General features: G+C 67.6%; 28 protein-coding genes, 1 tRNA gene and 1 pseudogene. 16 read left to right on the top strand and 14 right to left on the bottom strand.

What is annotated here, in order from left to right; all coding sequences use genetic code 11:
- The first annotated feature begins 519 nt into the window (after positions 1 to 519).
- The gene (locus ACSYGN_RS18965) at positions 520 to 1,671 is read left to right on the top strand and encodes an acyl-CoA dehydrogenase family protein (protein WP_460397165.1); all 1,152 of its coding nucleotides are present in this window, start codon (positions 520 to 522) and stop codon (positions 1,669 to 1,671) included.
- Positions 1,672 to 1,827: 156 nt separating this feature from the next.
- On the opposite strand, the gene ACSYGN_RS18960 is transcribed toward ACSYGN_RS18965, so the two are convergent.
- Positions 1,828 to 2,502 carry a hypothetical protein gene (locus ACSYGN_RS18960; protein WP_460397163.1) on the bottom strand — a complete coding sequence of 225 codons (675 nt, stop codon included), beginning with the start codon at positions 2,500 to 2,502 and terminating at the stop codon, positions 1,828 to 1,830.
- A gap of 521 nt (positions 2,503 to 3,023) precedes the next feature.
- On the opposite strand from ACSYGN_RS18960, the gene ACSYGN_RS18955 reads away from it, so the two are divergent.
- The 3 genes from ACSYGN_RS18955 to ACSYGN_RS18945 all read left to right on the top strand — a co-directional run bounded on the left by ACSYGN_RS18955 (position 3,024) and on the right by ACSYGN_RS18945 (position 4,980).
- On the top strand, positions 3,024 to 3,809 hold the full coding sequence (locus tag ACSYGN_RS18955; protein WP_460397161.1) for a calcium-binding protein: 786 nt from the start codon (positions 3,024 to 3,026) through the stop codon (positions 3,807 to 3,809).
- 491 nt (positions 3,810 to 4,300) lie between these two features.
- The gene (locus ACSYGN_RS18950; RefSeq protein ID WP_453665413.1) at positions 4,301 to 4,585 is read left to right on the top strand and encodes a hypothetical protein; all 285 of its coding nucleotides are present in this window, start codon (positions 4,301 to 4,303) and stop codon (positions 4,583 to 4,585) included.
- Positions 4,567 to 4,980 carry a DNA-binding protein gene (locus ACSYGN_RS18945; RefSeq protein WP_460397158.1) on the top strand — a complete coding sequence of 138 codons (414 nt, stop codon included), beginning with the start codon at positions 4,567 to 4,569 and terminating at the stop codon, positions 4,978 to 4,980. The genes ACSYGN_RS18950 and ACSYGN_RS18945 overlap by 19 nt, the downstream gene beginning before the upstream one ends.
- A 111-nt stretch (positions 4,981 to 5,091) precedes the next feature.
- Here the strand turns inward: ACSYGN_RS18945 and ACSYGN_RS18940 are convergent, their stop codons facing one another.
- The 3 genes from ACSYGN_RS18940 to ACSYGN_RS18930 all read right to left on the bottom strand — a co-directional run bounded on the left by ACSYGN_RS18940 (position 5,092) and on the right by ACSYGN_RS18930 (position 6,235).
- Positions 5,092 to 5,322 carry an IS1096 element passenger TnpR family protein gene (locus ACSYGN_RS18940; protein ID WP_460397156.1) on the bottom strand — a complete coding sequence of 77 codons (231 nt, stop codon included), beginning with the start codon at positions 5,320 to 5,322 and terminating at the stop codon, positions 5,092 to 5,094.
- Complete coding sequence (locus ACSYGN_RS18935; protein ID WP_460397154.1) at positions 5,270 to 5,641, bottom strand: plasmid pRiA4b ORF-3 family protein; 372 nt, start codon at positions 5,639 to 5,641, stop codon at positions 5,270 to 5,272. The genes ACSYGN_RS18940 and ACSYGN_RS18935 overlap by 53 nt, the downstream gene beginning before the upstream one ends.
- 372 nt (positions 5,642 to 6,013) lie before the next feature.
- Positions 6,014 to 6,235: a hypothetical protein gene (locus ACSYGN_RS18930; RefSeq protein ID WP_460397152.1), complete on the bottom strand. Its 222-nt coding sequence runs from the start codon at positions 6,233 to 6,235 to the stop codon at positions 6,014 to 6,016.
- 165 nt (positions 6,236 to 6,400) lie between these two features.
- On the opposite strand from ACSYGN_RS18930, the pseudogene ACSYGN_RS18925 reads away from it, so the two are divergent.
- Positions 6,401 to 6,718 (top strand): annotated as a pseudogene (locus ACSYGN_RS18925) (tyrosine-type recombinase/integrase); the annotation flags it as partial.
- A 255-nt stretch (positions 6,719 to 6,973) separates the two neighbouring features.
- Here the strand turns inward: ACSYGN_RS18925 and ACSYGN_RS18920 are convergent.
- From ACSYGN_RS18920 to ACSYGN_RS18905, 4 genes are all read right to left on the bottom strand, one after another.
- Positions 6,974 to 8,407 (bottom strand): ATP-binding protein, encoded by a 1,434-nt coding sequence (locus ACSYGN_RS18920; RefSeq protein ID WP_460397150.1) that lies wholly within the window; start codon positions 8,405 to 8,407, stop codon positions 6,974 to 6,976.
- Positions 8,408 to 8,738: 331 nt separating this feature from the next.
- A complete protein-coding gene (locus ACSYGN_RS18915; protein ID WP_460397148.1) occupies positions 8,739 to 9,212 on the bottom strand; it encodes a hypothetical protein in 474 nt (157 codons plus the stop codon).
- Positions 9,197 to 9,913 (bottom strand): SNF2 helicase-associated domain-containing protein, encoded by a 717-nt coding sequence (locus ACSYGN_RS18910; RefSeq protein WP_460397146.1) that lies wholly within the window; start codon positions 9,911 to 9,913, stop codon positions 9,197 to 9,199. Before ACSYGN_RS18910 ends, ACSYGN_RS18915 begins: the two co-directional genes overlap by 16 nt.
- Positions 9,910 to 10,803 (bottom strand): hypothetical protein, encoded by an 894-nt coding sequence (locus ACSYGN_RS18905; protein ID WP_460397144.1) that lies wholly within the window; start codon positions 10,801 to 10,803, stop codon positions 9,910 to 9,912. Before ACSYGN_RS18905 ends, ACSYGN_RS18910 begins: the two co-directional genes overlap by 4 nt.
- 263 nt (positions 10,804 to 11,066) lie before the next feature.
- Here ACSYGN_RS18905 and ACSYGN_RS18900 point away from each other — a divergent pair, with 263 nt between their 5' ends.
- The 7 genes from ACSYGN_RS18900 to ACSYGN_RS18870 all read left to right on the top strand — a co-directional run bounded on the left by ACSYGN_RS18900 (position 11,067) and on the right by ACSYGN_RS18870 (position 16,360).
- On the top strand, positions 11,067 to 11,378 hold the full coding sequence (locus ACSYGN_RS18900) for a hypothetical protein (protein WP_460397142.1): 312 nt from the start codon (positions 11,067 to 11,069) through the stop codon (positions 11,376 to 11,378).
- A 128-nt stretch (positions 11,379 to 11,506) separates the two neighbouring features.
- Positions 11,507 to 11,755 (top strand): hypothetical protein, encoded by a 249-nt coding sequence (locus tag ACSYGN_RS18895; protein ID WP_058850160.1) that lies wholly within the window; start codon positions 11,507 to 11,509, stop codon positions 11,753 to 11,755.
- Positions 11,752 to 12,153 carry a DNA-binding protein gene (locus ACSYGN_RS18890; protein ID WP_388705813.1) on the top strand — a complete coding sequence of 134 codons (402 nt, stop codon included), beginning with the start codon at positions 11,752 to 11,754 and terminating at the stop codon, positions 12,151 to 12,153. Before ACSYGN_RS18895 ends, ACSYGN_RS18890 begins: the two co-directional genes overlap by 4 nt.
- Before the next feature lie 1,574 nt (positions 12,154 to 13,727).
- The gene (locus ACSYGN_RS18885; protein WP_460397140.1) at positions 13,728 to 14,054 is read left to right on the top strand and encodes a transposase; all 327 of its coding nucleotides are present in this window, start codon (positions 13,728 to 13,730) and stop codon (positions 14,052 to 14,054) included.
- A gap of 5 nt (positions 14,055 to 14,059) precedes the next feature.
- Positions 14,060 to 14,704: an IS3 family transposase gene (locus tag ACSYGN_RS18880; protein WP_460403564.1), complete on the top strand. Its 645-nt coding sequence runs from the start codon at positions 14,060 to 14,062 to the stop codon at positions 14,702 to 14,704.
- A 248-nt stretch (positions 14,705 to 14,952) separates the two neighbouring features.
- Positions 14,953 to 16,029, top strand: a complete 1,077-nt coding sequence (locus ACSYGN_RS18875; protein ID WP_460397138.1) for an IS110 family RNA-guided transposase — start codon at positions 14,953 to 14,955, stop codon at positions 16,027 to 16,029.
- Position 16,030: 1 nt separating this feature from the next.
- The gene (locus ACSYGN_RS18870) at positions 16,031 to 16,360 is read left to right on the top strand and encodes an integrase core domain-containing protein (RefSeq protein WP_460403562.1); all 330 of its coding nucleotides are present in this window, start codon (positions 16,031 to 16,033) and stop codon (positions 16,358 to 16,360) included.
- A gap of 303 nt (positions 16,361 to 16,663) precedes the next feature.
- Here the strand turns inward: ACSYGN_RS18870 and ACSYGN_RS18865 are convergent, their stop codons facing one another.
- From ACSYGN_RS18865 to ACSYGN_RS18850, 4 genes are all read right to left on the bottom strand, one after another.
- Positions 16,664 to 17,011 (bottom strand): hypothetical protein, encoded by a 348-nt coding sequence (locus ACSYGN_RS18865; RefSeq protein ID WP_460397136.1) that lies wholly within the window; start codon positions 17,009 to 17,011, stop codon positions 16,664 to 16,666.
- A gap of 400 nt (positions 17,012 to 17,411) precedes the next feature.
- Positions 17,412 to 18,664 (bottom strand): IS3 family transposase gene (locus ACSYGN_RS18860; RefSeq protein WP_460403560.1). Its coding sequence is split into 2 segments (ribosomal slippage): positions 17,412 to 18,322 and positions 18,322 to 18,664, totalling 1,254 coding nucleotides; the frame shifts between segments, so codons are not numbered across the junction.
- 145 nt (positions 18,665 to 18,809) lie between these two features.
- Positions 18,810 to 19,286 carry a hypothetical protein gene (locus ACSYGN_RS18855; protein WP_460397134.1) on the bottom strand — a complete coding sequence of 159 codons (477 nt, stop codon included), beginning with the start codon at positions 19,284 to 19,286 and terminating at the stop codon, positions 18,810 to 18,812.
- A gap of 208 nt (positions 19,287 to 19,494) precedes the next feature.
- Complete coding sequence (locus tag ACSYGN_RS18850) at positions 19,495 to 20,583, bottom strand: DUF1152 domain-containing protein (RefSeq protein WP_460397132.1); 1,089 nt, start codon at positions 20,581 to 20,583, stop codon at positions 19,495 to 19,497.
- A gap of 83 nt (positions 20,584 to 20,666) precedes the next feature.
- Here ACSYGN_RS18850 and ACSYGN_RS18845 point away from each other — a divergent pair, with 83 nt between their 5' ends.
- Positions 20,667 to 21,407 carry a GntR family transcriptional regulator gene (locus ACSYGN_RS18845; protein ID WP_460397130.1) on the top strand — a complete coding sequence of 247 codons (741 nt, stop codon included), beginning with the start codon at positions 20,667 to 20,669 and terminating at the stop codon, positions 21,405 to 21,407.
- 275 nt (positions 21,408 to 21,682) lie between these two features.
- A complete protein-coding gene (locus ACSYGN_RS18840) occupies positions 21,683 to 22,120 on the top strand; it encodes an ATP-binding protein (protein WP_460397128.1) in 438 nt (145 codons plus the stop codon).
- Positions 22,121 to 22,291: 171 nt separating this feature from the next.
- Here ACSYGN_RS18840 and ACSYGN_RS18835 read toward each other — a convergent pair whose 3' ends face one another.
- Together ACSYGN_RS18835 and ACSYGN_RS18830 are read right to left on the bottom strand one after the other, a co-directional pair.
- Positions 22,292 to 22,603 (bottom strand): hypothetical protein, encoded by a 312-nt coding sequence (locus ACSYGN_RS18835; protein ID WP_460403558.1) that lies wholly within the window; start codon positions 22,601 to 22,603, stop codon positions 22,292 to 22,294.
- A gap of 534 nt (positions 22,604 to 23,137) precedes the next feature.
- Positions 23,138 to 23,211 (bottom strand) — tRNA-Gly (locus ACSYGN_RS18830).
- 532 nt (positions 23,212 to 23,743) lie between these two features.
- Here ACSYGN_RS18830 and dcd point away from each other — a divergent pair.
- Together dcd and ACSYGN_RS18820 are read left to right on the top strand one after the other, a co-directional pair.
- Entirely contained in the window at positions 23,744 to 24,319 is a 576-nt protein-coding gene (gene dcd, locus ACSYGN_RS18825; RefSeq protein WP_460397126.1) for a dCTP deaminase, read from the top strand.
- A 4-nt stretch (positions 24,320 to 24,323) separates the two neighbouring features.
- Positions 24,324 to 24,824 (top strand): phosphoribosyltransferase, encoded by a 501-nt coding sequence (locus ACSYGN_RS18820; RefSeq protein WP_460397124.1) that lies wholly within the window; start codon positions 24,324 to 24,326, stop codon positions 24,822 to 24,824.
- The last annotated feature ends 23 nt before the right edge of the window (positions 24,825 to 24,847 follow it).

The following is a 24,847-nucleotide window of genomic DNA, read 5'->3' as shown; positions in this document are numbered from 1 at the left end:
GAGCCGGCCGTCGCGCCGCCGGGCTCGGGGCGACGCCCCCGCCGTACCCCGCAACAGTCGGTCCACCGACAAAAAACGGCCGGAAGAACTGGCGGATTCCTGAATCGAATCGCGGAAGGCGGACATGATGTGGTGGCTACGGAAACGCAACTCCGCCGACGCCTGAACAAGGGATACCGGATACCGAGAATCCGGACAATCCGAGAGGTCACCGCATCGGCGCCTTTCCGATCTCTCCGGCGCCCTGGAATTCCCCGTATCCCGCTGCACCTTTCCGTACCTCTCCGCGTCTCACCGCCGGTGACTGACCCACAATGGAGCTGCCATGAAGGCCGCAGAGCGAATAATCGGTTCCACGCCAGAATCCGGGTTACCCCCTCGATCGCGCACCGCCCGCGGCGCCGCTGTCCTCGACCGGACCGCTGCTGTCCTCGACCGGACCGCCGCTGTCCGCGACCGGACCGCCGCTGTCCGCGACCGGACCGCCGCCGTCACACGCCGGAACCGAGGGGAGGCACGATGACCGTCGAAGCCATGACCGTGCCCTCGCGAGAGGATGTCCGCTCCCTGCTGGGGAAGTTCGCCGAGACGGCGGTCGGCAGCCTTCAGCCCTCGAACCCGCCCACGATCCGTCAGCTCTGGGAGGACGCCGGCGCGGCCGGCCTGCTGGCGCCGGCCGAGGCTGTCGGCCCCGAGTGGCGGCGCTTCACCCTTGTCGTCGCCGAGGAGCTGGGCCGCCACTGGCTGCTCGACCTGCCGCTGTGGCTCCAGAGCGACGTGCTGCCCACGGTGCTCCGCCTGCACGGCACCCCGCAACAGCAGGCCCTGCTGCCGGAGTTCGCGCGCGGCTCCGCGGTGGTCTCGGCGGCGCTGGCCGAGACGGCCAACGCGTCGTCCCTCACCGGACTGGCCTCCACGGCGCGGCCGGTGGCGGACGGCTACCTGATCAACGCGGACAAGCGCAACATCAGCAACTCCGTGATCGCCGACTACATCGCGGTCTCCGCCAAGGTCGGCGAGGACGGCCCGAGCACGGGGCTGTTCCTGGTCCCCCGGAACACCCCCGGTATCGAGGTGACCCAGACATCGATGGGTCTGGGCCTGGAACTGCTCGGGACGGGCACCGTCACCTTCACCGATGTGCGCGTTCCGGCCGAGACGCTGCTGGGCGGGGTGGCCGACGCGGGCGGCCAACTCCAGTCCGCGATGGCCCTGGAGTGGTACTTCCTGGCCCTCATGAGCAACGCGGCGGCGTGGTCGGTGGTGGCCGGGACGTACGCCCGCGTCAACGCCTCGCGCGGCGCCGGTCCGCTGCTGGGCCACTCCTCGGTGCAGCACCGGGTCGCCGAACTCGTGAGCCGTCTGCACACGGTGACGGCGCTGGTACGGACCCTGGGCGCCGGTTATGTGGAGACCGGCGCGGCGCCCGCCGACCTGGCCGCCGTCAGCAAGAACGAGGCGGCGCAGGTGCTGCTTGCGGCGCTCGACCTGGAAAGCGGGCTGCGCGGCGCCGCCGACCTCGCGGCGTCCCCCGCCACCAGCAGGACCGACGTGGACGGCCGCCGCAGGGCCGCAGCCGCGCAGGCGCTCGCGGGCGGCGCGACGCACGCGCTGCACGGGGTGACGCTGGCGGGGCTGGCGGCGAGGGTCGGACAGGACCCGATCATCTGACCGCCTCCCCCGTGGGTGCGGGCACGGCGTCCGGCCGGCCCGCGCCCGCGCCCACGAGCGTTCACGGTCCCGTCCGATGACCGCCCGGACCGATACCCCGGCCCGCCCCGGGCGGATGCCCCGGGCGCCGGGCGAACGCGACGGCAGCGGTCCGGCTCACGGGGCGGCTGACGTCGTGTTCTCCTCCTCGTCGTCGGTGATGGCCGCGAGGCGTTCGGCACGGCGGCGGGCGTACGACCACAGCAGGCCGGACAACACGGCCGCCACGAGAAGGACGACGGTCGCCTTGGCCAACTGCGCCCAAGGCGTGGACGTGGCCGTGATCCAGGTCAGGTAGAACCAGGCCGCCGGCATGGGCGTGAACGTGACCAGCCAGCTGTAGGGGCGGTTCTGCAGCAACTCGCCGCCGTCCAGGCCGGGGACGGGCAGGAGCGCGAAGAAGGCGGTCTCCAGGGCGACGACGGTCAACGTCTGCAGGAAGAGGTCGTACGACGGTGTGCTCGCGGCCCGCCGCCACAGGAACCAGCAGGCCAGAGCGGCCGCGAAGGTGACCCAGGCGGCGAGCACGACGGCCTGGAGCCTGCGCTCGGGGCGGGGCTCACCCCGGGCGGGGGCCACGACGAAGAAGCCGATCAGGCCGTACACATGCCCAGGGTCGAGGGCGAGCGCGTAGGACACCGCCGACATGACGACGGCGATGGCGAGACCGGCCCAGAGAGTGCGGTACCGGCCGAAGGGGCCCGGCAGGTCGAGGGTTTCCCACCCGTGTGCGACGGCCGAGTATGTGAGGAGGGCCAGCAGGGTGCCGGCCGCGAAGGCGCCCAGTAGCACGGCGGCGGCCTGGTGGTCGATGCCGCCGCCGGGGAGGCGGATGTCGGCACTGGCGAAGGTCTGGACCGTGGGGTGACGGTGACCCCGGCGACGAGGTGCGTCCAGGGGAAGCGGGGTTCCTCGCCGCTGCGCCGCTCATTGAGGCTTTCCAGTGCGGCGTTGAACACCTCGGCAGGGAAGGCGGGCTGCGGGAGCCGCACGCGGCTCGGGATGAGCCGGTCGCGGAGCGCCACCGTGCGGGTGAACAGGAACGTCCACGCCACCACAAGGGCCGCGGCGAGCGCCGCCGCGGGCGGCCCGAGCCTGGTCGGCAGCCGCCAGGACGCCCCGGAGGGGACGGTGCCCGGGTCCCGGACCGCGTCGGTACCGGTTGCGCCACGGCCTTGTTCAGAGGCTGCTGGCCGCGGGCGGTTGATGCGGTTGTGGTACTTCACTGCGTACCACAACCAAACCAGTGGTTAACCGTTGGCCAGCGCCGTACGCTTCCTCTGATCAAGCAAAAAATCCGTGGGGGAACATTCATGCGCACAACCATGCGCCTTGCCATGCTCGGCACCAGCGCCGCGCTGGTCGCCACCGCAATCGGTGCCACTACCGCCCAGGCGACAGACGGCGGCTCGGGCAATATCACGATCGACAAGGTCGTTGTCAACGGCGGCAAGCCGGTCGTGGTCGGTACCACCAACGTGGTGTCTGCCAGGGTCTCCGTGACCGCGTCGGACGATTCGGGCATCGCCGAGACCACGTACATCAGCGCCTTCGGTCCGAGGCCGAACTACGCGCAGATCTGGTACGACCACGGCGAGATCACGTGCGTCAAGGCGAGCGCCACTACGTCGACCTGCACGGGCACGCTGACGTTCGACCCGCAGGCGTCGACCGGGTTCGTCGGCAACAACGCGGCGGCCACGTGGAACCTCGGCACGCTGGTCTCCGCCAACGACTACGACTACATCCACCGGGACGCGGCCACCACGTTCAAGGTGCAGCGCTACGCGAAGCTGACGGTCAACGCCTCGCCGGAGCCGGTGAAGAAGGGCAAGACCATTACGGTCACCGGCAAGCTCTCCCGGGCCAACTGGGAGGACAACAAGTACCACGGCTACGCGAACCAGTTGGTGAAGCTGCAGTTCCGCAAGAAGGGCAGCAACACCTACACCACGGTGAAGACGATCAAGTCCGACGCGACGGGCAACCTCAGGACGACTGTCACCGCCTCCACCGACGGCTACTTCCGTTACAGCTTCGCGGGCACGACGACGACTTCGACGGCCAACGCGACCGGCGACTTCGTGGACGTCCAATAGCCACGTACTGAGAGCGTTTCCGACCACAGGCCACCGTCACACCACGCCTGGTCGAGTGTCAGCGGATGTCCAGTGGGGCGCCGTTCTTACCGGGACGGCTGCGCAAGGTCGCTCAGCAGGTCGGGGAAGCGCTCCGGGAGTCGCCCGGCGGCGGCCGGAAAGCCGACTGAGACGGAAAGTGGGACGGGGCAACGCCAGAGGGCCGGACCGCTTGTGCGGTCCGGCCCTCTGGGCTGGCGGAGGATACGAGATTCGAACTCGTGAGGGGTTGCCCCAACACGCTTTCCACATGTTCGTCAGGGGGTTCGGCGAGGGCCGGGGGCGTTCTGACCTGCGGTGGAGCGGATTGTTCAGTGACGTCCGGACGCAACTGAACGTGGGTGAATGAGACCAGAACTGAGACCACGAGATGACGGGCGAGCGGCTCGCGTCGTTCGGTGGGTGCTGTACCCGGACCGAAGAATTCCTACTTGTTTGATAATGTCGGTCCCATGAGCGAGATTCCTTACAGCGTCGGCGAGGGGCCGGCCACCAGGGTCAGCCTCTCCCTCCCCGAGGGGACGGCGGATGCGATCCGCCGACGGGTCGGCAAGCGTGAGTTCTCCGCGTTCATCACCGAAGCGGTGGAGCGCGAGCTGCGCGGTCAGATCTTGGATGAGTACCTGGCCGACTACGAACGTCGTCAGGGGCCGATCTCCGAGCACGAGCAGGAGCGGGCACGCCGGGTCTTCGACGAGGTGTTCGCCGAGGAGGGGCAGTGGCCCGCCGCAAGTTGAGTCACGAAGGCACGCTCGTTCTCGACTGCGAGGGTCTGTCGAAGTTCGTCAGTGATCACGAGCCCGTCGTCGCCCTCATCGCCGAAGCCCGCAAGCGGGGCATGGAGGTGGTCATCAGCGCACTCACCATCATCGAAGCGGTGCATCGCCGGACCGACAAGGTGCGGCTCGCCTGGGTCCTGTCCGGCGTGCGGATCGTGCACATCGGCGACGAGGAGGCCAGGGCCGCCTCAGCCATGCTGATCAACGCCGGGCTGCATGGTCACAAGTACCCCATCGACGCTGCCGTGGCCGAGACGGCGCTGCGTCAGCGCCGTCCGGTCGTCATGCTCACCTCGGACATCGACGACATGACGAAGCTCTGCGGCGACAGAGTGCGCCTCGTCGCCGTGTAATCGACGCCCAAGACCCGAACGCCCGGACCCAAGGTCGAGCGCGGCGGGGCCGGTGGGCCAGTCGGTGGCACCCAGGGCCGTGAACGGCTGTGCGGCCGGACGGCTCGTCTCTCATGGTGCCGTAAGGCTCAGCAGCCACGCGTTGGCCTCGTCCGGCGTGAAACGGTCAGGGGCCAATTCCGCGGCGGACCGGCGTCGGAGCCACTCCCGCATGGCGTGGAGTTCCTCATGGGCCGGATCGGCGAGTATCCCTTTGAAGTCGCTGTAGCCGGAGGGGCCGCCGCAGTCCTCAGGCGGGCACGCCGCAGTCCTCAGGCGGGCACGCCCCGGTGCCGTCCACACAGTGCGGGTAGTGGATCCCGGCTACGGCTGTCTGGGACTCTTCCACGGTGATGAGGTGCTCCCAGGAGTCCCCGAAGTCGTACGTGTAAACGAAGTGGGCGCCCGGTTTGAGCAGGGCGGCCAGTGTGGCGGTGTGCTCGTCGCGGAAACCGAGTTCGCCTCCGGGACGGCCGTACTGGACGCCGTCGATGGTGAACGCATGCATGTGGCTGTTCTGCCAGCCCATCGCTGCCTGGATCACGGAGTGGAGGCGGCCCAGGCGGATCGCGGCGGGCACCAGCAGCCGCCGCGTGGCCTGGTTACGGGAAGGACCCGGCACACGGTCTCGTCCGAAGGACGGTGAACGGGGCTGAATGAGACGGAAACTGAGATGGCCGCACTCCGCACCGCAGTACGGTAGGCGGCCCGCGGCCAGTTGCCGGAGCCACCGTCATTCGTGGAGCTGAGCTGCCCTGGGTCGCGCCGCATGTACGCCCGAGGCGGGCTTCTTCGCGTCCTCTAGCGGCAAGGTCTCGTCTGTCCCGAAGTCAGGTGCCTGGAAGGGGTTGGCCGTCGGAGGCGGCGATGCTGCAGCGGAGCAGCGGGGTTGCCCTTCCACGGCGGAAAACAGCGACGTCAGATCGATGAGAGGACTCTCTTTCGTTACAGGTCCCTGAAGGGGCCTGGTGTGCCGTGACCGGGCACAGCGGTCCTACAGGTTGGTCATCTTGGCGTACGGACTCAAGATCCGCATTTGGGCCGAGCCGAAATCCACGAGCGCCGCCACTCCGTCCTCGATGCCGATTACTCGGCCGAGGCCGTAGATGTCGTGTGTGACCTGGTCGCCCACGGCGAAGTGCTTGGGAGCCGGGGTGACCGGGGCCTTGAAGGGGCTGGTAGGCAAATGACGTTTCGGCGCAGCAGGCTTTGTCATGGCTCAGTATGAGCCTTCGTGTATCCGATTCGCTGTGGCCGGCGGCACAGATCCGGACGGGAACAAGCGCTTCGTGTCACTGACCTGGGGTTTCGAGACCTGGTGAGGCGAACCTGGACCGTAGGTCCCTTCGCTGACCGTGGCTGACCCCTGCATCTGGCACGGTTGTGGTACGAACCTCAGCCGACGACAGCCTCGCCGGTCGGCGGGCCGCTGAGCCCCAACACCGACTTCCACGTCTGGAAGCGGTTGCTGCGGGATGCGGGCGTACGAGACGGGCGTCTCCATGACGCTCGCCACACCGCCGCGACTGTCCTGCTGATCCTCGGCGTTCCGGACGTCGTGATCGACTCGATCATGGGTTGGGAGCCCGGGGGAGCGGCCCGGATGCGCGCCCGGTACATGCACGTGACCGGGACCATGCTTCGGAAAGTCGCGCAGCAGGTCGGCGATGCGCTCTGGGAGCTCCCGGAAAGGAACTGAGACGGAAACTGAGACGGACAACGTCGAAGGCCCCACCGCGAACGGTGGGCCTTCGACTTCGTGCCCGGTGAGGCACTGGCGGAGGGTACGAGATTCGAACTCGTCAGGCGTTGCCCCCAACACCTTTTCCAAATGTTCGTCCGTGGGTTCGGGATTGATCAGCGGCGTCCTCCTGACCTGCGGCGGAACGAGGCCGAGGGCGGGTGCTGGACGGTGCTGAACGGCGGCGAATGCAACCAGAACTCCAACCGGGGTTCAGCTTCCTGCTCGCGCCCTGCGCCAGGCGGTGAGTAGTTCCTCGGGGCCGTACGCCGCCTGAAGGCCGGAGCAACCGATCCCGCTGCGGGAGACCGCCACGAGCGGTACCGGTTCCTCGGTGATCGCTGCCCGGTGCTTCTGCAGTGCGGCCAGGTCGTGGCTGTCGAACGCCGAGTTCTCCAGCCACTTGACCGAGCCGAGAAAGAGCAACTGCTTGGCCACCGGCTGCCGGTCGGCGCCCACCAGGTCGATTTCCACGTCGTTGCTGCGGGTCCAGTACCCGCCGATCGCCGGAGCGGCGGGCAGGAGCCCGTCCGGCAAGAGGCGGGCGAGGGATTCCCGGACCAGGGGCTCGATCGCGCGGCCCCGCCAGCTCGTCCACTGCTCCTTGATCCGGTTCAGCGTGAGATCTCCCCGCATCCGCTCGATCTCCGCCATGTGCGGATCCAGAAACGCGAGCCAGAAGCGCAGGTAGGGGTCGGCCACGTGGTAGCGGCGTTCCTTCGACGGCCGCAGTGAGAGCGGCAGCTCGGCGGCGACGACCCGTTTCTCGGTCAGGACGTCAGTGGCTCGGGTGAGAGTGGTGTGGGCGATGCCGCCCGCCGTGCGAGCGATGTTGGTGAAGGTTCGTTCCCCGGATCCGATGGCCCGCAGGACCTCCCTGGTCATCGCCTGCGGTGGAAATTCCGCCGCCAGGGAACGTTCGGCGGAGACCAGCAGCGCCGAGATCGGGTTGTCCAGCGAGTCGCGGAGGAACTCCCAGACATCAGCTCCGGCCCGCCACTCGGTGCAGATCAGGGGGAGACCCCCCGTGATCAGTGTGGCGTCGAACGTGGCCGCCGGAGACAGGCCGAGCATCTCGCCGATGTCGGCCGGGTTCAGGGGCCCCACGATCATTTCCCGGCCCCGCTGGTGAAAGGGGCGGTCGTAGCTGTTCAGCGCCTCCATCATCGACAGATCGGACCCGACCAGGAGGAGAAGCACCGGCTTGCGGCTGAGCAGCCGGTCCCATGCCCGCTGGAGCATGCCCTCGAAGGCGTCGATGCGGTTCATGAGATACGGAACCTCGTCGATGACGACCACGCTCGGGCTGTCGTCGGGAAGGATCTCCGAGAGCAGTCTGAACGCTGCGTTCCACTGCCCCGGGGTCTCCTCCGAGAACAGCCCCCGCTCCGGCAGGGTGGATCTGGCGACGGCGTCGAGCAGCTCTGAGAGTTCGTCCTCCGCCGTGCCCCCCGCCGCTGTGAAGAAGAGGTACGGCGTCTCGGTACGCCGGAGGAACTCCTCGACGAGGCTGGACTTGCCGACCCGCCGCCTTCCCCGCATGAGGATGCACTGCCCCGGTTTCGCCGACCCGACGGCATCGTGAACCGTCTGCAGGGCGTTGCCGAGCACGTTCAGCTCGCGGTCCCGCCCGATGAAACGCAGCATGGCAAGCCTCCCGATCGGTCCCCCGAGGGAGATAGTATCGATAGAGATACTATCTCCCTCGATACTATCGACATCGATAGCAACGGCGCCTTCGAAACCTCCGATGCTGCCGTCGGCTCGTCCGGCCGCGACCGTTGATCATGCCGGCGGGCAGTATCCGCAACTGCTGCACGGTGCCCTTGGCCTGGATCACCGTGCGGCGTCTGCCGTTGATCAGTGGCCTGTCGGAGAATTCACGCCGCCCAGAGCCTTTGCCGGTGTCCACGATGAGACCGAACCTGTCGACGGCGACGGCGGGCGCGTTCCTGTGGGCCCGCCGTCGCCATTGTGATCAGCTCTTCGGCATGACGCGGGCGATGACGATCGAGGTACTGGTGCTGCCGGCGGCCGCATAGGCGGCGCTGCCGTCCGAGTACGTCTTGAAGGACATGTAGGCGTGGTCGGGCACGTCGATCGTGAACTGGCTGCCCACGGTGGAGCCTGTACCTGAGTTGTACACCTGCGCGGCCATCTTCGAGCCTGACGCCCAGGCCATCAGCATCCGGCCACCGTAGCTGACCAGGTGCGGATGACTGGTGGCGGCCGAGGTGGTGACGGTCTTGTCGGAGGCACCGGTGCTGAAGTGGTCCAGACGCGCGTGGCCGCCCTGGCTCCACCCGACCCAGTATCCGGCGTTGCTCGACAAGACGATGTCGCCGCCGAACAGGGTGCCGTCACAGGTACCCGAAGCCACCGTCTGGTAGTTGGCCGGCTGCGCTATCCGACAGTTGTTGTCGGTGGCGCAGACCATCACGAAATGGCCCACCCTTGGATCCCAGACGCTGTGGGTGTCCCAGCTGTGGCTGCAGCCGAGTTCGAAACTGTCGTGCCCGGACAGCAGGGCCCCGGTCGGGCCGACCACCTGCATCCGGTCGCCTTCGTGGATGTCGACGCAGTGGCCGTTCTGCACGGTGACGGCGTCGCGGCCAGCCAGGCCAGACCCCGCTTCTGGTACTCACGCAACGTGGCATTGAGGGCGGCGGGCTGGGGCACGGGGGTGCGGGACTCGGGGTCGCGGATGCGAGCGACCAAGTCGCCGAGCGCACCGACCGCCGCACAGGGGACCCGGTCACCGTCCCGCTCGACCTCGCCGGTCAGCGCGGCGCTCAACGCTTCCATGGGGGTGAGCGGCTCCATCCGGCGGCGCTTGGCGCGGGCCACCAGCTTCGGGTCGGCGAGCACCCACTGGTCGCGAAGCCGGACGAGGGGACGGCGTGACTCTGCGAGGGCATCCATCTCGGCCTCGGTGAGCGGCTCGTCGCCGAGGGAGACCTGCCAGCGGAAGTCGAGCAGCGCCTCGGTGTCCAGCAGGCCGCCCGCGGTGGAACCGGGGGCGGTGCGCTGCCCGATCTCCGCGGTCGCGGTGAGTGCCTTGACCAGTTCGCGCGGCCAGTGCACGTCGACACCGGCCGCGCGCAGCGCGTCCGTGGCGTCCCCAAGGAGATCGAAGGCTTCGTCGTCGGTCAACCGGAGCTGATCGGGAGCGGCATCGTCGAGCAGCCTCCGCAGCGGGGGCCAGGCGCGGGCGCCGCGGCGCAGGGCGAGCAGGGTCTCGGTCTCGGCGCGCGGGCCAGCAGCCGCTCCACTTCGGTCGGCTCGCTCCACAGCCGTGCGGCCTCGATGACGAGCGCCGGGTCCGCCGCGGTGTGCAGTTGCAGGACGGCCCGAAACTGCCGTCGGCGTCCTTCGGGGACGTCGACGCGCAGGGAGACACTCACCTCGGCGGTGAGCGCCGCCTGGGTTTCCTCGGCCCATTCACGCAAGGTGGGCACGGCACGGGCCTCGCGCCAGGCGTACGGCAGCGCTCCCATGGCGAGCGGCGCGGCCGGGGTACGCACCAGATCATCGGCGACCGCGTCGCAGAACTGGCGTACCAGCGCAGCCGGTTCGGCGATCCGTACCGGCGCAGGGCCTGGCTCGGGCAGGCAGTGGGCGTGTGGCGGGAAGGCGGCGGCCAGGGCGTCCAGCGTCTGGCGCTGGGCGGCGGTGCAGGGACCCACCTGCCAGGTGTCGTAACCGGCGGGGGTGACGGCCGGGTGGAGGCGGCCGTCGGCGAGCAGCCGCAGCGCGAAGCGAGTGGCGGCCTGCCAGGCGGCGCCGGAGGGATGCGTCGGCTCCGCATTGGCCAGGGCGGAGACAGCGACGGCGACAGGCAGCGCGTAACCCTCGACCCTGCGCCGTCTGACCGAGCGGCCGTGCGGCAGGACCAGTTCCACCGCCTCGGTCTCAAGGCCGGCGGGCGCCATACTGTCTCCGGCCGCCGCCCCGGTCGGCTTCCACAGCAGCAGCCGCCCAAGGCGCGCGGGCTCACCGGGCAGGAACACCGCCGCCCAGCCGGCGCTGAGCAACTCCCTCACGAAGGCTGACGTTTCCTGCCGGGCCAGCGGCGGTGCGCCCCTCGCGCCCGTATTCGGCTCTCGTACGACGACTCGTGCCACTCTCTTCCGCCCTGTCGCTTGCCGGACCTCCCCTGGGCCGCTCACTACCGAACCCCACCAGGCAACGTCACACGCTGGCAACCACGGGCCTTGGCTTGACTGCCGGCGAGGGCGCCACAACGGATACGCCGCTGCTGAACACACCGGTCCTCAACCGTACGGTGCGGCGCTACGGTGAGGCCATGAGCACCTGGGACCCAGCCGCGCTGGAGGCGTTGGTCGAAGAGGCCACCGTCGACGCCTACGGCGAGGATGAGCAGCTCACCGGCTTCTTCACGATGATCGAGGAGAGCCTTGCCGTGCCGTTCACCACGACTGTTCTCGGCGTCGAGGTGAGCGTGGTCGGTGTCGATCTGGCCGAGGACGGACGCGTGGTCGCACGCTGCGCCCGGGGGCCGGTCCGACAGGACATCGGAATTCTGGACCTGCCGCTGCAGGAACCCGCCCCCGAGGGCTGGCAATGGATCGAGGCATACCGCTACTGGGCCCGCTGAACTGACGCGTCGCACAACTGCCCAGCTGAGCCCCTGCTCGACCGGACAGTCGCCGCGACTGCCGCTGACCGGACCGACTGCGGGGAAAAGGCAGCACGCAGCGCGCATACCGAAGTATGCTTGCCGCTATGGCTGACACCACACGCATCACGGTGACACTCCCCACCGAGCAGGTGGCGGAGCTGAAGAAGATCACGGACAACATCTCCGGCTATGTGGCCGAAGCGGTCGCCAGGCAGATCCGGCACCAGCTTCTGGGGGCCGACCTGCGCAGCCACACGGACGAGCACGGGGCCTTCAGTGAGGAAGAGCTGGCCGAGGCACGGGCGCGGATCTTCGGTACGACGTCGGCCGCCGGGGGCGCGAGCGCCGCGTGAGCGGGCACATTGAGACCGTCGTCCTGGACAGTGAGGGGCTGTCGGCCTGGGTGGCGCAGGACCGGAAGGTTCTGGCGATGTTCCAGGTGTTCCACGACATGGGGGCGGACCTTGTCGTCAGCGCCAACACCATCGTGGAGGTGAGCCACGCCAGGGTGAACCTGCCCCGACTGCAATGGGCGCTCTCCCGGGTCAAGGTGGAGCCGATCACGGAGGCGGCGGCGAAGGCGGCGGCCCAACTGCTCAAGGGCGCCGGTCTGCACGGACACAAGTACGCGATCGACGCCACCGTCGCGGAAGCGGCTTTGCGTCAGCCTGGCCCGGTCGCCATCCTCACGTCGGATGTCGATGACCTGACCCGGCTGTGCGGCAGCAAGGTCCGGATGATCGGGCTATGACCGCGGCATCGTTCCGGGAACATGGATAGATCCGCGTGGATCCGCAGAAACCAGAGTCGCCGCAGGTCAGCCCGCGACGGGTGAATAAGGCGCCGACGGATGCCGGGGGTATGACTGCGTTCGGCGTCAAAGCCCCTCAGGGCGCAACGCCGGTTGGCGGCTCAGAGCGGCGACTGCCTCTTCGTCTACGCCGTTGAGGACGGCCGACTCATCGTGTGGGTCCTGGCGGCCGGTGACCGTCGTGACGAATCCCCGTCAGACGGCGTGGCTCCTCGCAGTCTGCGCCGGTCGCCCTATGGGACGCGAGCGTGTGCCCTTCCTGCTTGAGGCTATGTCCTAAATGTCACCTATAAATGTAACCGAAATTGCAACCAGGGCATGCCGAAGAGCCGGACCGTAATGAACGGTCCGGCTCTTCGTTTCGCCTGTTCAGGCGGCTGCGGAGGATACGAGATTCGAACTCGTGAGGGGTTGCCCCCAACACGCTTTCCAACTGTGGTGGTGGTCCTGGGGGCCTCGGACGGGGCCGTTCACCTGCGTTCATGGGCGGTTCACTGCGTGAGCTGCTTCCGGGTTCGGTCTCGTCTGAACGGCCGCGAACGGTGCTGAATGAGACGGAAACTGAGACGGCCGGCCTGTTGCTGAGCCGCCTCGTGGGTGGCGTGACCTTCCGATCCGTAGCTCTACAGAGATCGGTCACCGAGGGTCATACAGGTCGGGGTTCGGCCCCTCGGGGTGGCTGTAGGGCTGACCGGTTGCTGGGGTTGCTGTGCTTCGCTGCTGTACCGAGGGGTGTGCCTCGGAAGGATGATCACTCGGGCTGATCCGATCTTGTGTACCGCCCACGTTCTCGATACAACCGTGCGGAGGGGGCGATTTATGATGCTGGGCTTGCTGGGGGAGCTACTGAGCGGACTGTTGGGAGGTCTGGCCAGGGATCGCGTCATCAAGAAGCGGAGCGAGCGGCTAGCTAAGGACGGGAAGGTCGAGTGCGGCCTCCGCGTCTTGTCGGGCAGTCATCCCCGGGCGCCAGCAAGAATGTGGATGCACAGTACCGCTCAGCTGTCACCAGGGCTTATCAAAATGGGTGGAATCGTCGTCCGGATCACGGAGCTCGATGCAACGAACCCAAGGCGACCCAAGGGCAGGGAAGTCTGGTCAGTGAGTCCTCAGACAACCATCGTGCGCGTAGTCGCTTCGACTGGGGCAGTTCTTGAATGGGCCGTGCTGGCCGAACAGTTGCCGTGGGCCCTGGAACAGGTGCACGTGGCGGCCTGAGCGCACGCGAGGCGGCGCTCCAAGCCCGGGTCCGGCCTTGAGATCTGGCCTCATCCTTATCAGGTCGGTCACGCGGGGACGGGGGCGTTGGCTCACCGGCTGTGTGTCGGCAACGGCTGAATTTGGGACCGGCCCGTCTTCACCTCAGCCGACGACAGTCAGCCACGACGGCGGGCGCGCCGACCGACCACGCGCGCGTGTGGCTCGCTGCACCCCCACCGGCCTCAGCCACGCTACCGGTCACGTTGAACCGCTCCGGGTTCGGTAGGGACTCGATCATTTGAGAGGATCGAGTCATGGCACGTCCTTCCCAGTACCCGCTTGAGCTGCGCCGTCGTGCGGTGCGGATGGTCGCCGAGGTGCGGCCGGACTACGACACCGAGTGGGCCGCGATGAAAGCGGTCGCCCAGAAGCTGGGCATCGGCACGACCGAGACGCTGCGCAAGTGGGTGCGGCAGGACCAGATCGACGCCGGGGCCCGGCCCGGCACCACGACCGAGGAGTCGGCCGAGCTGAAGCGGCTGAAGAAGGAGAACGCCGAGCTCAAGCGGGCCAACGAGATCCTGAAGGCCGCGGCGTCTTTCTTCGCGGCCGAGCTCGACCGGCCACACACACGCTCGTAGCGTTCATCGACGAGCACCGGGACCGCTTCGGCGGCGTCGAGCCGATCTGCCGGGTCCTCACCGACCAAGACTGCCAGATCGCACCCTCCACCTACTACGCCCACCACAAACGCCGGGCCGCACCGTCCGCCAGGACCGTGCGGGACGGTGAGCTGAAGGAACTGATCCAGCACGTCTACGACACCAACTACCGCGTCTATGGCGCGAGGAAGATCTGGCGGGAGCTGAACCGGCAGGGCCGGGCAGTGGCCCGCTGCACCGTCGAACGCCTGATGCGCGAGCTCGGCATCACCGGAGCGGTCCGCGGCAGACGCGTGATCACCACGCTTCCCGGCGGTCGGACCGACCGGGCCCCAGACCTCGTGGACCGGGACTTCGTCGCCGGCGCCCCGAACCGCTGCTGGGTCGCGGACTTCACCCACGTGAGGACCTGGGCGGGTGTCGTCTACGTCGCCTTCGTCGTGGACACCTTCTCTCGCCGCATCGTCGGCTGGTCCGCTGCCACCGTGAAAGAAACTGTCTTCGTGCTGGACGCCCTGGAGATGGCGATCTGGCAACGCGACCGGGACCAACACCCCGTCCAGCCGGGCGAGTTGATCCACCACTCGGATAGTGAGTATGTGAAGTACCGGATGTCCCGGGCCTCTTGACCCGCACAGCGATGGACGCGCCAGGATGCCGGTGCCGGGATGCTCTCGCGGCCTCCTGACCCGCACTCCGATCGACGGCGCTGTCCTTCCTCGGACTTGTCGGTGGCCCGGGAACATCCCGGCGAGGCGCTCGCCTCGCCGACGGGAGTGACTTAAGGAGAGCCTGGCCAAGGTCCCATCACTGTCTTGTCCGCCGCCTCGGTGACCGCGCGCCGACCCACCGCGCTCTCGTCCGCGAGGAGGCCGACATGGCCAGCATCCCACCCGTCTCCCGCGTCGTCATCGGCGGCGTGGACACCCACAAAGACCTGCACGTCGCCGCCGTGATCGACACCGACGACCACGTTCTGGACACCCAGGCGTTCTCCACAACCCGCGCCGGCTACCGCGCCCTGCTCGCCTGGATGCGCACCTTCGGCGACGTCCGCCGCATCGGCATCGAAGGCACCGGCTCCTACGGCGCCGGACTCCTGCGCCACCTGCAGCAGGCCGGCATCGAGATCCTGGAGGTCAACCGGCCCGACCGCTCCGACCGGCGCCGCCGCGGCAAGGACGACACCCTCGACGCCGAGAACGCCGCCCACGCCGCGCTGGCCGGCAACCGCGTGATCACTCCCAAGACCCGCACCGGCATGGTCGAGTCCTTACGCGTCCTGCGGATCGCCCGCTCCACCGCCGTCAAGGCCCGCCGCGTCGCCCTGCAGATGCTGCGCTGCCAGATCATCTCCGCGCCCGAGGAACTCCGCGACCAGATACGCAACCTGACGCGGATGCAGCTCATCCGCACCTGCGCCGCCTGGCGGCCGGACGAGACCGCCTTCCGCGACCCCGTCTCAGCCACCCGCATCGCGATCAAGTCCCTGGCCCGCCGCTACCTGGAACTCAACGACGAGGTCGCTGATCTCGACGCGATGATCGAGCCTCTGGTCCGTGAACTGGCACCCTCGCTGCTGGAGCGGACCGGCTTCGGGATCGAGAACACCGCCCAGCTCCTGGTCACCTGCGGCGACAACCCTCAGCGGGTCACCGACGAGGCCCGCTTCGCCAAGCTCTGCGGCGTCGCCCCGCTGCCCGCCTCCTCCGGGAAGGTCCAGCGTCACCGGCTCAACCGCGGCGGCGACCGCCAGGCCAACTCCGCTCTCCACATGGCCGTCGTCTGCCGCCTGCACTACGACGAGGCCACGCAAGAGTACGTCGAACGCCGCACCAGCGAGGGCAAGACGAAGATGGAGATCATCCGTTGTCTCAAACGCTACGTCGCCCGCGAGGCCTACTACCTGATCAAGCAGGACAGCACCCCGAACCGGTCGGTCCAGAGGGGTTGACATTCAGGAGAGCGTCGCCGGGTCGCAGTACACGAGTTTCCGGCTCGCCGAGCACCTGGAGGCCGCCGGTATCGCCGCCTCCATCGGATCGGTCGGCGACGCCTACGACAACGCCCTGATGGAGAGCACGATCGGCCTCTTCAAGACTGAACTGATCAAGCCCCGGCGGCCGTGGAAGATGCTGTCCGACGTCGAACTCGCCACCGCCGAGTACGTCGACTGGTACAACCACCGGCGACTCCACGGTGAGATAGGCCACGTCCCGCCGGTCGAATACGAGAACAACCACTACCTCGCAACCACGAAACCCCAGGTCACACCCAACATCTGAGATCTCTACCGAACCCGGAGCGGTTCAACGTCGACCAGCCAGGCCCGGGCCTCGGTCGATCGTCTACTGGGGTCCGGCGTCGACCGCTGCTGTTCGCGCTTGTTGGTGTCAGCCACTGGTGTCAGCCGCCGCACGCAGCCTTGACAAGCGTGGCTTTCCCCTCCGGCCTGGAATACCAGTTCGGAACCCTCAACGCCCTGTCCACAGCCCCGAGATCGTAATGCTCGGCGTCGACGCTTCGGAAGGCACGGCGCTTATCGGTTCCGTGGCCATACATCGAGGAGGACTCTTCCTCCGCGACTGTCACCGCCGCCGGTAGAACCAACTTCCCTCATAGTCGCGGTCGACGGTCTCCTGTGACTCGATCACGAGCCCGTCATAGAGCTCGGCCATGTCGTGTTCGGCGGCGACCCTACGAACTCGGCCGTCAAAGGTTGCGTCCTGCTGGCAGGCATCGCGCTCTTGATCTGTTGAGACGCCGAGCCACACCGAGTAGTAGAAGGGCTGGCTGAACGCGACGACGAACTCGACAAGAGTGACGCCGTCGACGGCAAACTCACGGAGCAAGCCGTCCTCGACGCGCTTCAAGCGTTCCCAGTCCGGTTTCGGCTGCTTTGCTCTCCACAGCCTCTCGCCCCTTTTCTTACTCATGCCCAGTTCCCCCCTGCTGCCCTGGTACCGCGCCTGCCTGGCCTGCGGCAATCACCCATCCCCTCGGTGCCCAGTAGTGTCGCAGGACAGGCTCCGGTTGGCCGTTCTAACTGCGGATCTGCCGCCCCGGCCACAACGTGTTCTGACCTCATGCCCGTGTGCCTGCCTGTTGGGCGGGAGCGGGCGGTCGGCGGTGCCGAGCGGGGCGCAGACATGAGCGCGGGCGCCGCCGGCCGCCCGCTCCCGCCCGGAGGAGCGAAGCGACGACGGGTGCTTGAACCCGTGAAGAAGGTTGTAACTCAGTCGGTGCTCTGGGCTTTGTCCTGTCTCGGTTGATGCTTGACAGTTCGGTCCCAGCTGATGGGCCTTCACCCGCGAAAGTGGACACGCGTTCGGGTGGTTATGCGGCCAGCGTGAGCTTATCGGGCTCCTGCTGGTGCTGGTGTTCGTAGTCGACGGGGCTGAGGTGTCCGTTGGCGGAGTGCCTGCGGCGGGTGTTGTAGCGGGTGAGCCACCGGAAGACGGTGCGTCGGCAGAGTTCCGCGCCCGGGTAGTGGTGGGCGCCGCGCAGGGTCTCCCGCTTGAGGGTGGCGTGGAAGCTCTCGCAGGCGGCGTTGTCGGCGGAGGTGACGACCGCGCCCATGGACTGGGTGACGCCCAACTCGCCGCACAGGTCGGCGAATTCGCGCGATGTGTACTGGGCGCCGTGATCGGAGTGGAAGACCGCGCCGCTCAGTCCGCCGCGGGTGGCGGCTGCCATCCGCAGGGCGTCGGCGACGAGTTCGGTGCGCATGTGGGCGGCGATGGACCAGCCGACCACCCGGCGGCTGTAGCAGTCCAGGACGGTGGCCAGGTAGAGGAACTTGCCGTCCCCGGTGGGGAGATAGGTGATGTCGCCCATGTACTTGACTCCGGGCACCGGGGCGGTGAAGTTCCGCTGGAACAGGTCCGGGACCGGTGTCGCCGACGGCTCGGGGATCGTGGTGCGGACCCGTCTGCGCAGGCGTATGCCCTGGATGGAGAACTTGCGCATCACGCGGGCCACCCGTTTCTCGTTGATCTTCCGGCCGTCGGCGCGGAGCTCGGCGGTGATCCGCGGGGACCCGTAGGCGCCGTCGGAGTCGGCATGGACGGCGCGGATCTGCTCGGCCAGGGCCCGGTCGGCGGCCCGACGCGCGGTCCGCGCGTCGGCTCCGTCCCGCCACTTGTAGTAGCTGGACCGGTTCACGCCCAGCACCTGGCACAACCGCTTCACGCCGAAGGCGTCCCGGTGGTCGTGGACGAACTGGAAGCGGTTCACCAGTTCGTCTCGCCAGCGAAATACTTGGCCGCCTTGCGCAGGATGTCCCGCTCGGTGGCGAGCTTCCGCTCACTCGCCTCAAGCTCGGCCACCCGGGCCTCCAGCTGCCGGATCCGTTCGTCCGGATCGGCGGACGGTGCCGACTGTCCTGCCCGGGCCGGCGCTGCCCCACCTGCCCGAGGAGCTGCGGGAGCGACCCCGCGACGTTCCCGGTCCCGCAGCACCCACTCACGCAGCGTCGCCCTGTTGATGCCCAGGTCAGCGGCGATGCTCTTGTAGGTCGCCCCGGGCGTGGACTCGTACAGGGCCACGGCATCGGCCTTGAACTCGTCCGAGTAGTCCTTCATCGCCATCGGCGGTGTTCTCGCTTCCTCCGGATCAAGCAGATCCAGTATCAGCGTGTCCACCGCTCAGGGGGAGGCCCCGATCGACGACTGCCTCCTGTCCACCAGCCTGATCATGGACTGCGGTGTGGTCAGTTCATCGGACTCCATGAGTTCAACCTGAGTCCGTATCCGAGTCTTCCTGCGTGCCAGCAGCAGGCGTTCCGTTCTCTTCGCCGTTGGCGGGGAGGTCGATGCCCCGGCGTGCTAGCTCCATCTGCGCCTGTGCCCGGATGCGGTCGTTGTCTGCGAGTCGCTGCTTCACGTCGATCTCGCCTCGCGTCCGCAGGAGCTTGATCCAAAGGTTACCCAAGACGCCCGCTGCTGAAATGACGGCCGTTAACAGGGCAATGATCAGCATGATCACAGGCGGTTGATCGGCGGATGCAGGTGGTGGAGACGGCGCCGGTCCTGCTGATAGCACCGTTGCCCCGCCCAGCCACACAAACGACAGCAGCAGCGGTCCGAGCAGGGCGATCGTCTGTCCCTGAAAGCGCCTGTCTCGACCGCGACCGCGAACGAAGAGCGCCACGATCCACAGGGCGGGGACGACCGGACCGAACAATAGCCAGGCTTCTAGCAGATAGGACATGTTTCATGTTCGCGCACAACTCGGTTGTAGGTCATGCAAAATGGCGAAACTACAGGGCTGGGTGACTGCCAGTGGCACAGCAGCGCGACCAGCGAGTTGGGGTGTCCATTGCAGGCTCGTACCCATGCTGCAACCGTGCCCAGCCGGTTTGACTGGGTGATTCCGGCAGATCGGAAATTGACGGGAGCCAGAGACTCGTGGGTGTCCCTCATTCGATCTGCCACAAGGGCGTTGTGTACTTCTCCGGTCGGCTGTTGATGAGCAACTGGCGCAGGTCATCGCGCTGTGAGCCGTCGAGATTCAGGGCCTCGGTCAGGTGGCGGAACGTCGTGTGAGTGATTCCGCGGCTTCGGGCGTCCGCCTCAAACTGGGCGAGTTGGGGTAGCAGCGTCTCGGTGTCGAGTTGCCTCGGGTGTTGCTCCTTGAGCCAGAGTGCCTTGTTGCGCTCGTAGTCGATTTCCGAGAAGCCGCAGATCTCGCGGCTCAGGGCTTCTGCCTCGTCTAGTGTGGTGGTCGAGATGGCGGCGCGGGCCAGTTCGTTGCGGCTCAGGGCGTCGTCCAGGTCGGCCTCGTGGACCGTCGGGCTCTCGTCGGTGAGGGGGATGGGGAGGCCGGCGTCTCGGACTTCGCAGGTGCCGCGTACGCCTCGGGCCGTTGCCGCGAGCATCCCTGTGGCCTCTGAGGGGTGCCACTCCAGGACCGTGCTGATCGGCTCGGTGTCCGGTCCCGTGAAGGTGTGGACGAGGGGGCCGAGCAGGGGACGCAGGTCGTCGGGAGGGAGTTCGCCGTCGAGGCCGGGGCCTGCGATCAGCAGGCGGATCGGCGTGTCCACCTGGGCGCAGGCTGCCAGTGTCAGGGAGTCGGCGAGCGGGCTTTTCAGGGTCGGTTCGTCGCCTCGGGCCAGGATGTCGCCGCCAACGTCGAGGAGATCGACCGACGTCGGCTCCAGGTGGGCGATCAGGTCCGTGAGCTGGCTGGTGATGCCTTCGGCGCCGTGCTTCGGGTCGATCAGGGCGAAGGTGTGCGGGAGCTCTGCGGCCAACCGGGGGAGTGTCGAGCCTGCCGGTGCGATGGGGCGGGCGGTCGCCGGCACGGTCCAGACGGCTGGGGTGAGCGGTTGGAGGCCGGTGAAGTTGTCTGCTCCTCGGGGGCCCGGTACCGGGTCGATCAGCAAGCGGTCCCATGCGTACGTGAAGATCACCGTATGGTCGCTGTCACCCCCGTACAGGGCGGCGTCAAGCATTGCGGCGGCGACTGCGTCGCCCCCTCCTCCTGCTGCGACGATCAACCGCGTCATGGGTCCAAGCCTACGGGGTGGGCCGTTGACCACTCACTCTATAGTGGCTAGAGGCTATAGCCACTTGGACGAGGAGGGGACACATGCCTCAGATCGAGGAGGCGCAGCCGAAGTATCTCCAGATCGCGCACTTCATCCGCGATCAGATCCTTCGGGGTGACCTGCGGCCGGGGGACGAGGTTCCCTCGGAGCGGCAGTTGGCGGCGGCCTGGAAGGTGTCGCGGCCGACGGCGGCGCGGTCTTTGGAGGCGTTGAGCCATCAGGGGCTCGTCGAGAAGCGGCAGGGGTCCGGCACGTACGTGCGGAGCCTCGAAGTGAACCGGCGGGCCAGGGAGTTGTACGGGCGGGCGTGGCAGACGGGGAAGATCTACACGCCCGGTGAGTACGCCGTGATCACCTCGGCGGGATGGCTGGATGCGCCCGACTACGTCGCTGAGGCACTGGGCCTGGTGAAGGATCTCCGGGCGGTGCACCGTCAGCGGGTGACCAACAATCAGGACGGGCCGATCACGCTGTCCACCTCGTGGTTCGCGTCGGATGTCGGGCAGCGGGCGCCCAAGCTCCTGGAACCGGAGAGGATCCAGGAGGGAACCCTGATGTACGTCGAGAACATGACCGGTCGGCAGGGCAGTTACGCCGAAGACCGGATGTGTGCGCGACAGGCGACCGAGGAAGAGGCGACCGACCTCCTTTTGGAGCCGGGCTCTGCCGTGCTGATCGTGCATCACGTCGTCTTCGACCTCCAGGACCGGCCGTTGGAGTTCGCCGAAGCCACCTACCCACCTCACCGCTGGGCTTTCGAACAGGGGTACCCCCTCACCTGAGGATTCATCACTTCGGTGTTCGTGCTTGCGCACTACGACTGGCTAATGCCACTATCCAGTAAGTGGCTAAGGCCACTTACGGAAGGGGGCACGGAGTGACGAGTCAGCGGCCGAGCCGTGAAGCCGGCTTACCTTGCCGGGCTTGCCGGGGACGCGGTTGGAAGCGGGTCAGTTCGCGTACGTCCCTGGCGCTCACCGTTGCCGCCGACCGCACTCGTGCCACATCGAAGCGGCGCTGTCCCGACTGTGACGGCAGCGGCAAGGAGTGAGTGCGGATGGCCTATACGATCGACCGCTACGCCTCCGGGGACTCTCCGCGGCTGGGGGCTATGACCTTGCATCCGACCCCGGAATCCGCCCCCCGGGCGCGACGCTGGTTCCGGAAGTTCATCGCCCCCTACAACCCGGCCTGCTCGGTCGAGGACTGCACGCTGATGATCTCGGAACTGGTGACCAACGCCATCCGTTACGGGCAGGCGGACGAGCCGTGGGTCGTGCGGGTGGAGTGGTTCCGGGAGGGGGCCGCGCTGCGGGTCGAGGTGCACAACCCCGGGTTTCCTGCCAGCGTGCGGCTCCGGCGTCCCGACGCCAGCGACGCACATGGGCGCGGGCTGCTGCTGGTCGACTCCATCGCCGAGTCGTGGCACTCCGGGCCCAGTCGCTTCGGCGGCACGGTGGTGTCGTTCGTGGTGGCCGATGCCTGGCCGGTGTGAAGGGAATGCCTTCTGCTGGTTCTGCGACGGGGAATTCCTTGTTCCTGAGCGTCCTGGTCGTTGTGTGCGATGCCTCCGGCCAGGTGCTGTAGGTGTCTGAAGTGCTGCTTCCTGCCGGCCTGGCAGGAACTTGAAGACACCTACCGCCTGAGCTGAGCCCCCGGCCCGGTGTCAGCCGTCTTCCCGGCCAGGAAGCGGCGCTCCGTGGAGGAACGCTTGGTAAGCGTCTGCGGCGTCATCCTCCACTGCTGGCTCTGCCGGTCCGTACCGTGTGTCGTTCCGGTCGCGTTTCGGTCCGGAGAGCCAGAAAGCCTCGTCGGTTTCTACGTCGTAGAAGTTTGCGTCGAACAAGCCGAGAGCCGTGGCACGCCGCAGGGTCCGCCCCTGGAAGTAGGCCGTCTTCCAAGTCTTGGAGAAGTCCACCCATCCGATCCATGAGGGTCCGCGGTCGGTGTTGTAGCCCGTTTTGAGCTGCACGAACATGATCCTGCGAGGCATGGCCCCAGCCTGGCTGACAGGGCCGATCCGACCAACTGAGTTTCTTGGGGGGCGATCCTGGAATCGGCCCTACCGAGGGGCGTACGGTCCGATGCGGCCGGACGAGCTGGCTGGCCTCCGCCGCCGTGACGTCGACCTGGACACCTGCGCATCCGGGTGCGCCTTGCCGAGCCCGGGCGGATGGACGGGCGGGATGTCCGGGGCGGGACCAAGTCCGAGGCGGGTACGCGGACTGTGATTCTTCCCGCGTTCCTCCGTCGGGAGCTCCGCCGGCACCTGGAGAGCTATGCCGAGCCGGGACCGGATGGGCTGCTCTTTGTCGGTGCACCTTCGGGCGGAGGGGGCGGAAACGGCGGAAGGTGCGAGAGATCGTCGGCATGCGGGGGCTTGCGGTTCACCTCCAGCACACGGGGCACAGGACGCACACTGTCCAAGCGCTCTGGCAGGAATCTGGCGCGCGGGGGGAGTGATCACCGAGGACAGCAAAAAGGCCCGGGTCTCTGACCTGGGCCTTGATCGTGGAGCGGGTGACGAGAATCGAACTCGCGCTCTCAGCTTGGGAAGCTGATGTTCTACCATTAAACTACACCCGCGTAGTGCATCCGTCACCCAAGGTGATCATCCCGGGGTGGTGTCCGAACGCTCGCTCACTGTACCCCATGCCCGGCTCCCGGTGTCGTAGCCGTGGGGTCTGCTCTGTGTTTCGGGCGGGTGACGAGGCTGCGGGGGGCCGGAGTTGGGGCGTACGGTGTGGCGGTGGTTGCGGGTCTGGACGGGGTCGGAGTGCCGCCTGGAGGGCCGCCCCGTAGATCCCGTAACGTGGCATTTGTCGTCAGGCAACTGGCAGCCAGACGCGGTTCTTGGGGAAGGGACTCTAGGACTTGATGGAGCGCACCGTCGTCCGTTGTGCCGATGGGCACGTGTTCAGTACCGCTTCGTTCCCGATGCAGAAGGCCGAGCGACTCGGCCCCGGCCGGCTCGTCCGGTGTCCACGGTGTGCCCGGCTCCGCAGCGCGGTTCCGGTGAGCATCGAGGGGCGATAGCGGCGGTAACAGAGAGGTAGGAGGACTGGCGCGCGGCGCCGGCGATTGTGGCCGGTCCGCGCGCCTTGCGTATCCTCGGGGCGTGCTTCTCTCAGACAAGGACATCAAGGCCGAGATCGACGCCGGGCGAGTTCGGATCGATCCGTACGACGAGTCGATGGTTCAGCCGTCGAGTATCGACGTGCGCCTCGATCGTTACTTCCGGGTCTTCGAGAACCATCGGTACCCCCACATCGACCCCTCCGTCGAGCAGCCCGATCTCACCCGCCTCGTCGAACCCGCCGGCGACGAGCCGTTCATCCTCCACCCCGGGGAGTTCGTGCTCGCCTCGACGTACGAGGTCGTCACACTGCCTCATGATCTTGCCTCGCGGCTGGAGGGCAAGAGTTCCCTCGGGCGGCTCGGGCTCGTCACCCACTCCACCGCCGGGTTCATCGACCCGGGGTTCTCGGGGCACGTGACACTGGAACTGTCCAACCTCGCCACGCTCCCCATCAAGCTCTGGCCCGGTATGAAGATCGGCCAGCTGGCCATGTTCCGGCTCACCTCGCCCGCCGAGCACCCCTACGGCAGCGAGCGCTACGGGTCCCGTTACCAGGGGCAACGGGGGCCGACCGCCTCCCGTTCCTATCTCAACTTCCACAGGACGCAGGTGTGAGCCGGTGAGCAGCGACATCCGGGAGAATCTCACGTACGAGCGGTTCGGCACCGCCGTACGGGAGCTGGCGCAGACCATCGCCGACGACGGCTACGAGCCCGACATAGTCCTCTCCATCGCCCGCGGCGGCGTCTTCGTCGCCGGCGGCCTCGCCTACGCCCTCGACTGCAAGAACATCCACCTCGTGAATGTGGAGTTCTACACAGGCGTCGGTACGACGCTCGAGATGCCCGTCATGCTTGCTCCCGTCCCCAACGCGATCGACTTCACCGACAAGAAGGTGCTGATCGCCGACGACGTCGCCGACACGGGCAAGACGCTCAAGCTCGTGCACGACTTCTGCCTCGGGCATGTGGCGGAGGTGCGCTCCGCGGTGATCTACGAGAAGTCGCAGAGCCTCGTCAAGTGCGAGTACGTCTGGAAGCGGACGGACGACTGGATCGAGTTCCCCTGGAGCGTCGAACGGCCTGTCGTGCAGCGGGTCGGGCAGGTTCTCGACGCCTGAGCGTGCAGAAGGGGGCCCGGGCG

The organism is Streptomyces sp. YIM S03343 (genome assembly GCF_054729195.1).
The sequence above is the reverse complement of the archived record's forward strand: the minus strand, read 5'-3'. Positions and strand labels throughout refer to the sequence as shown.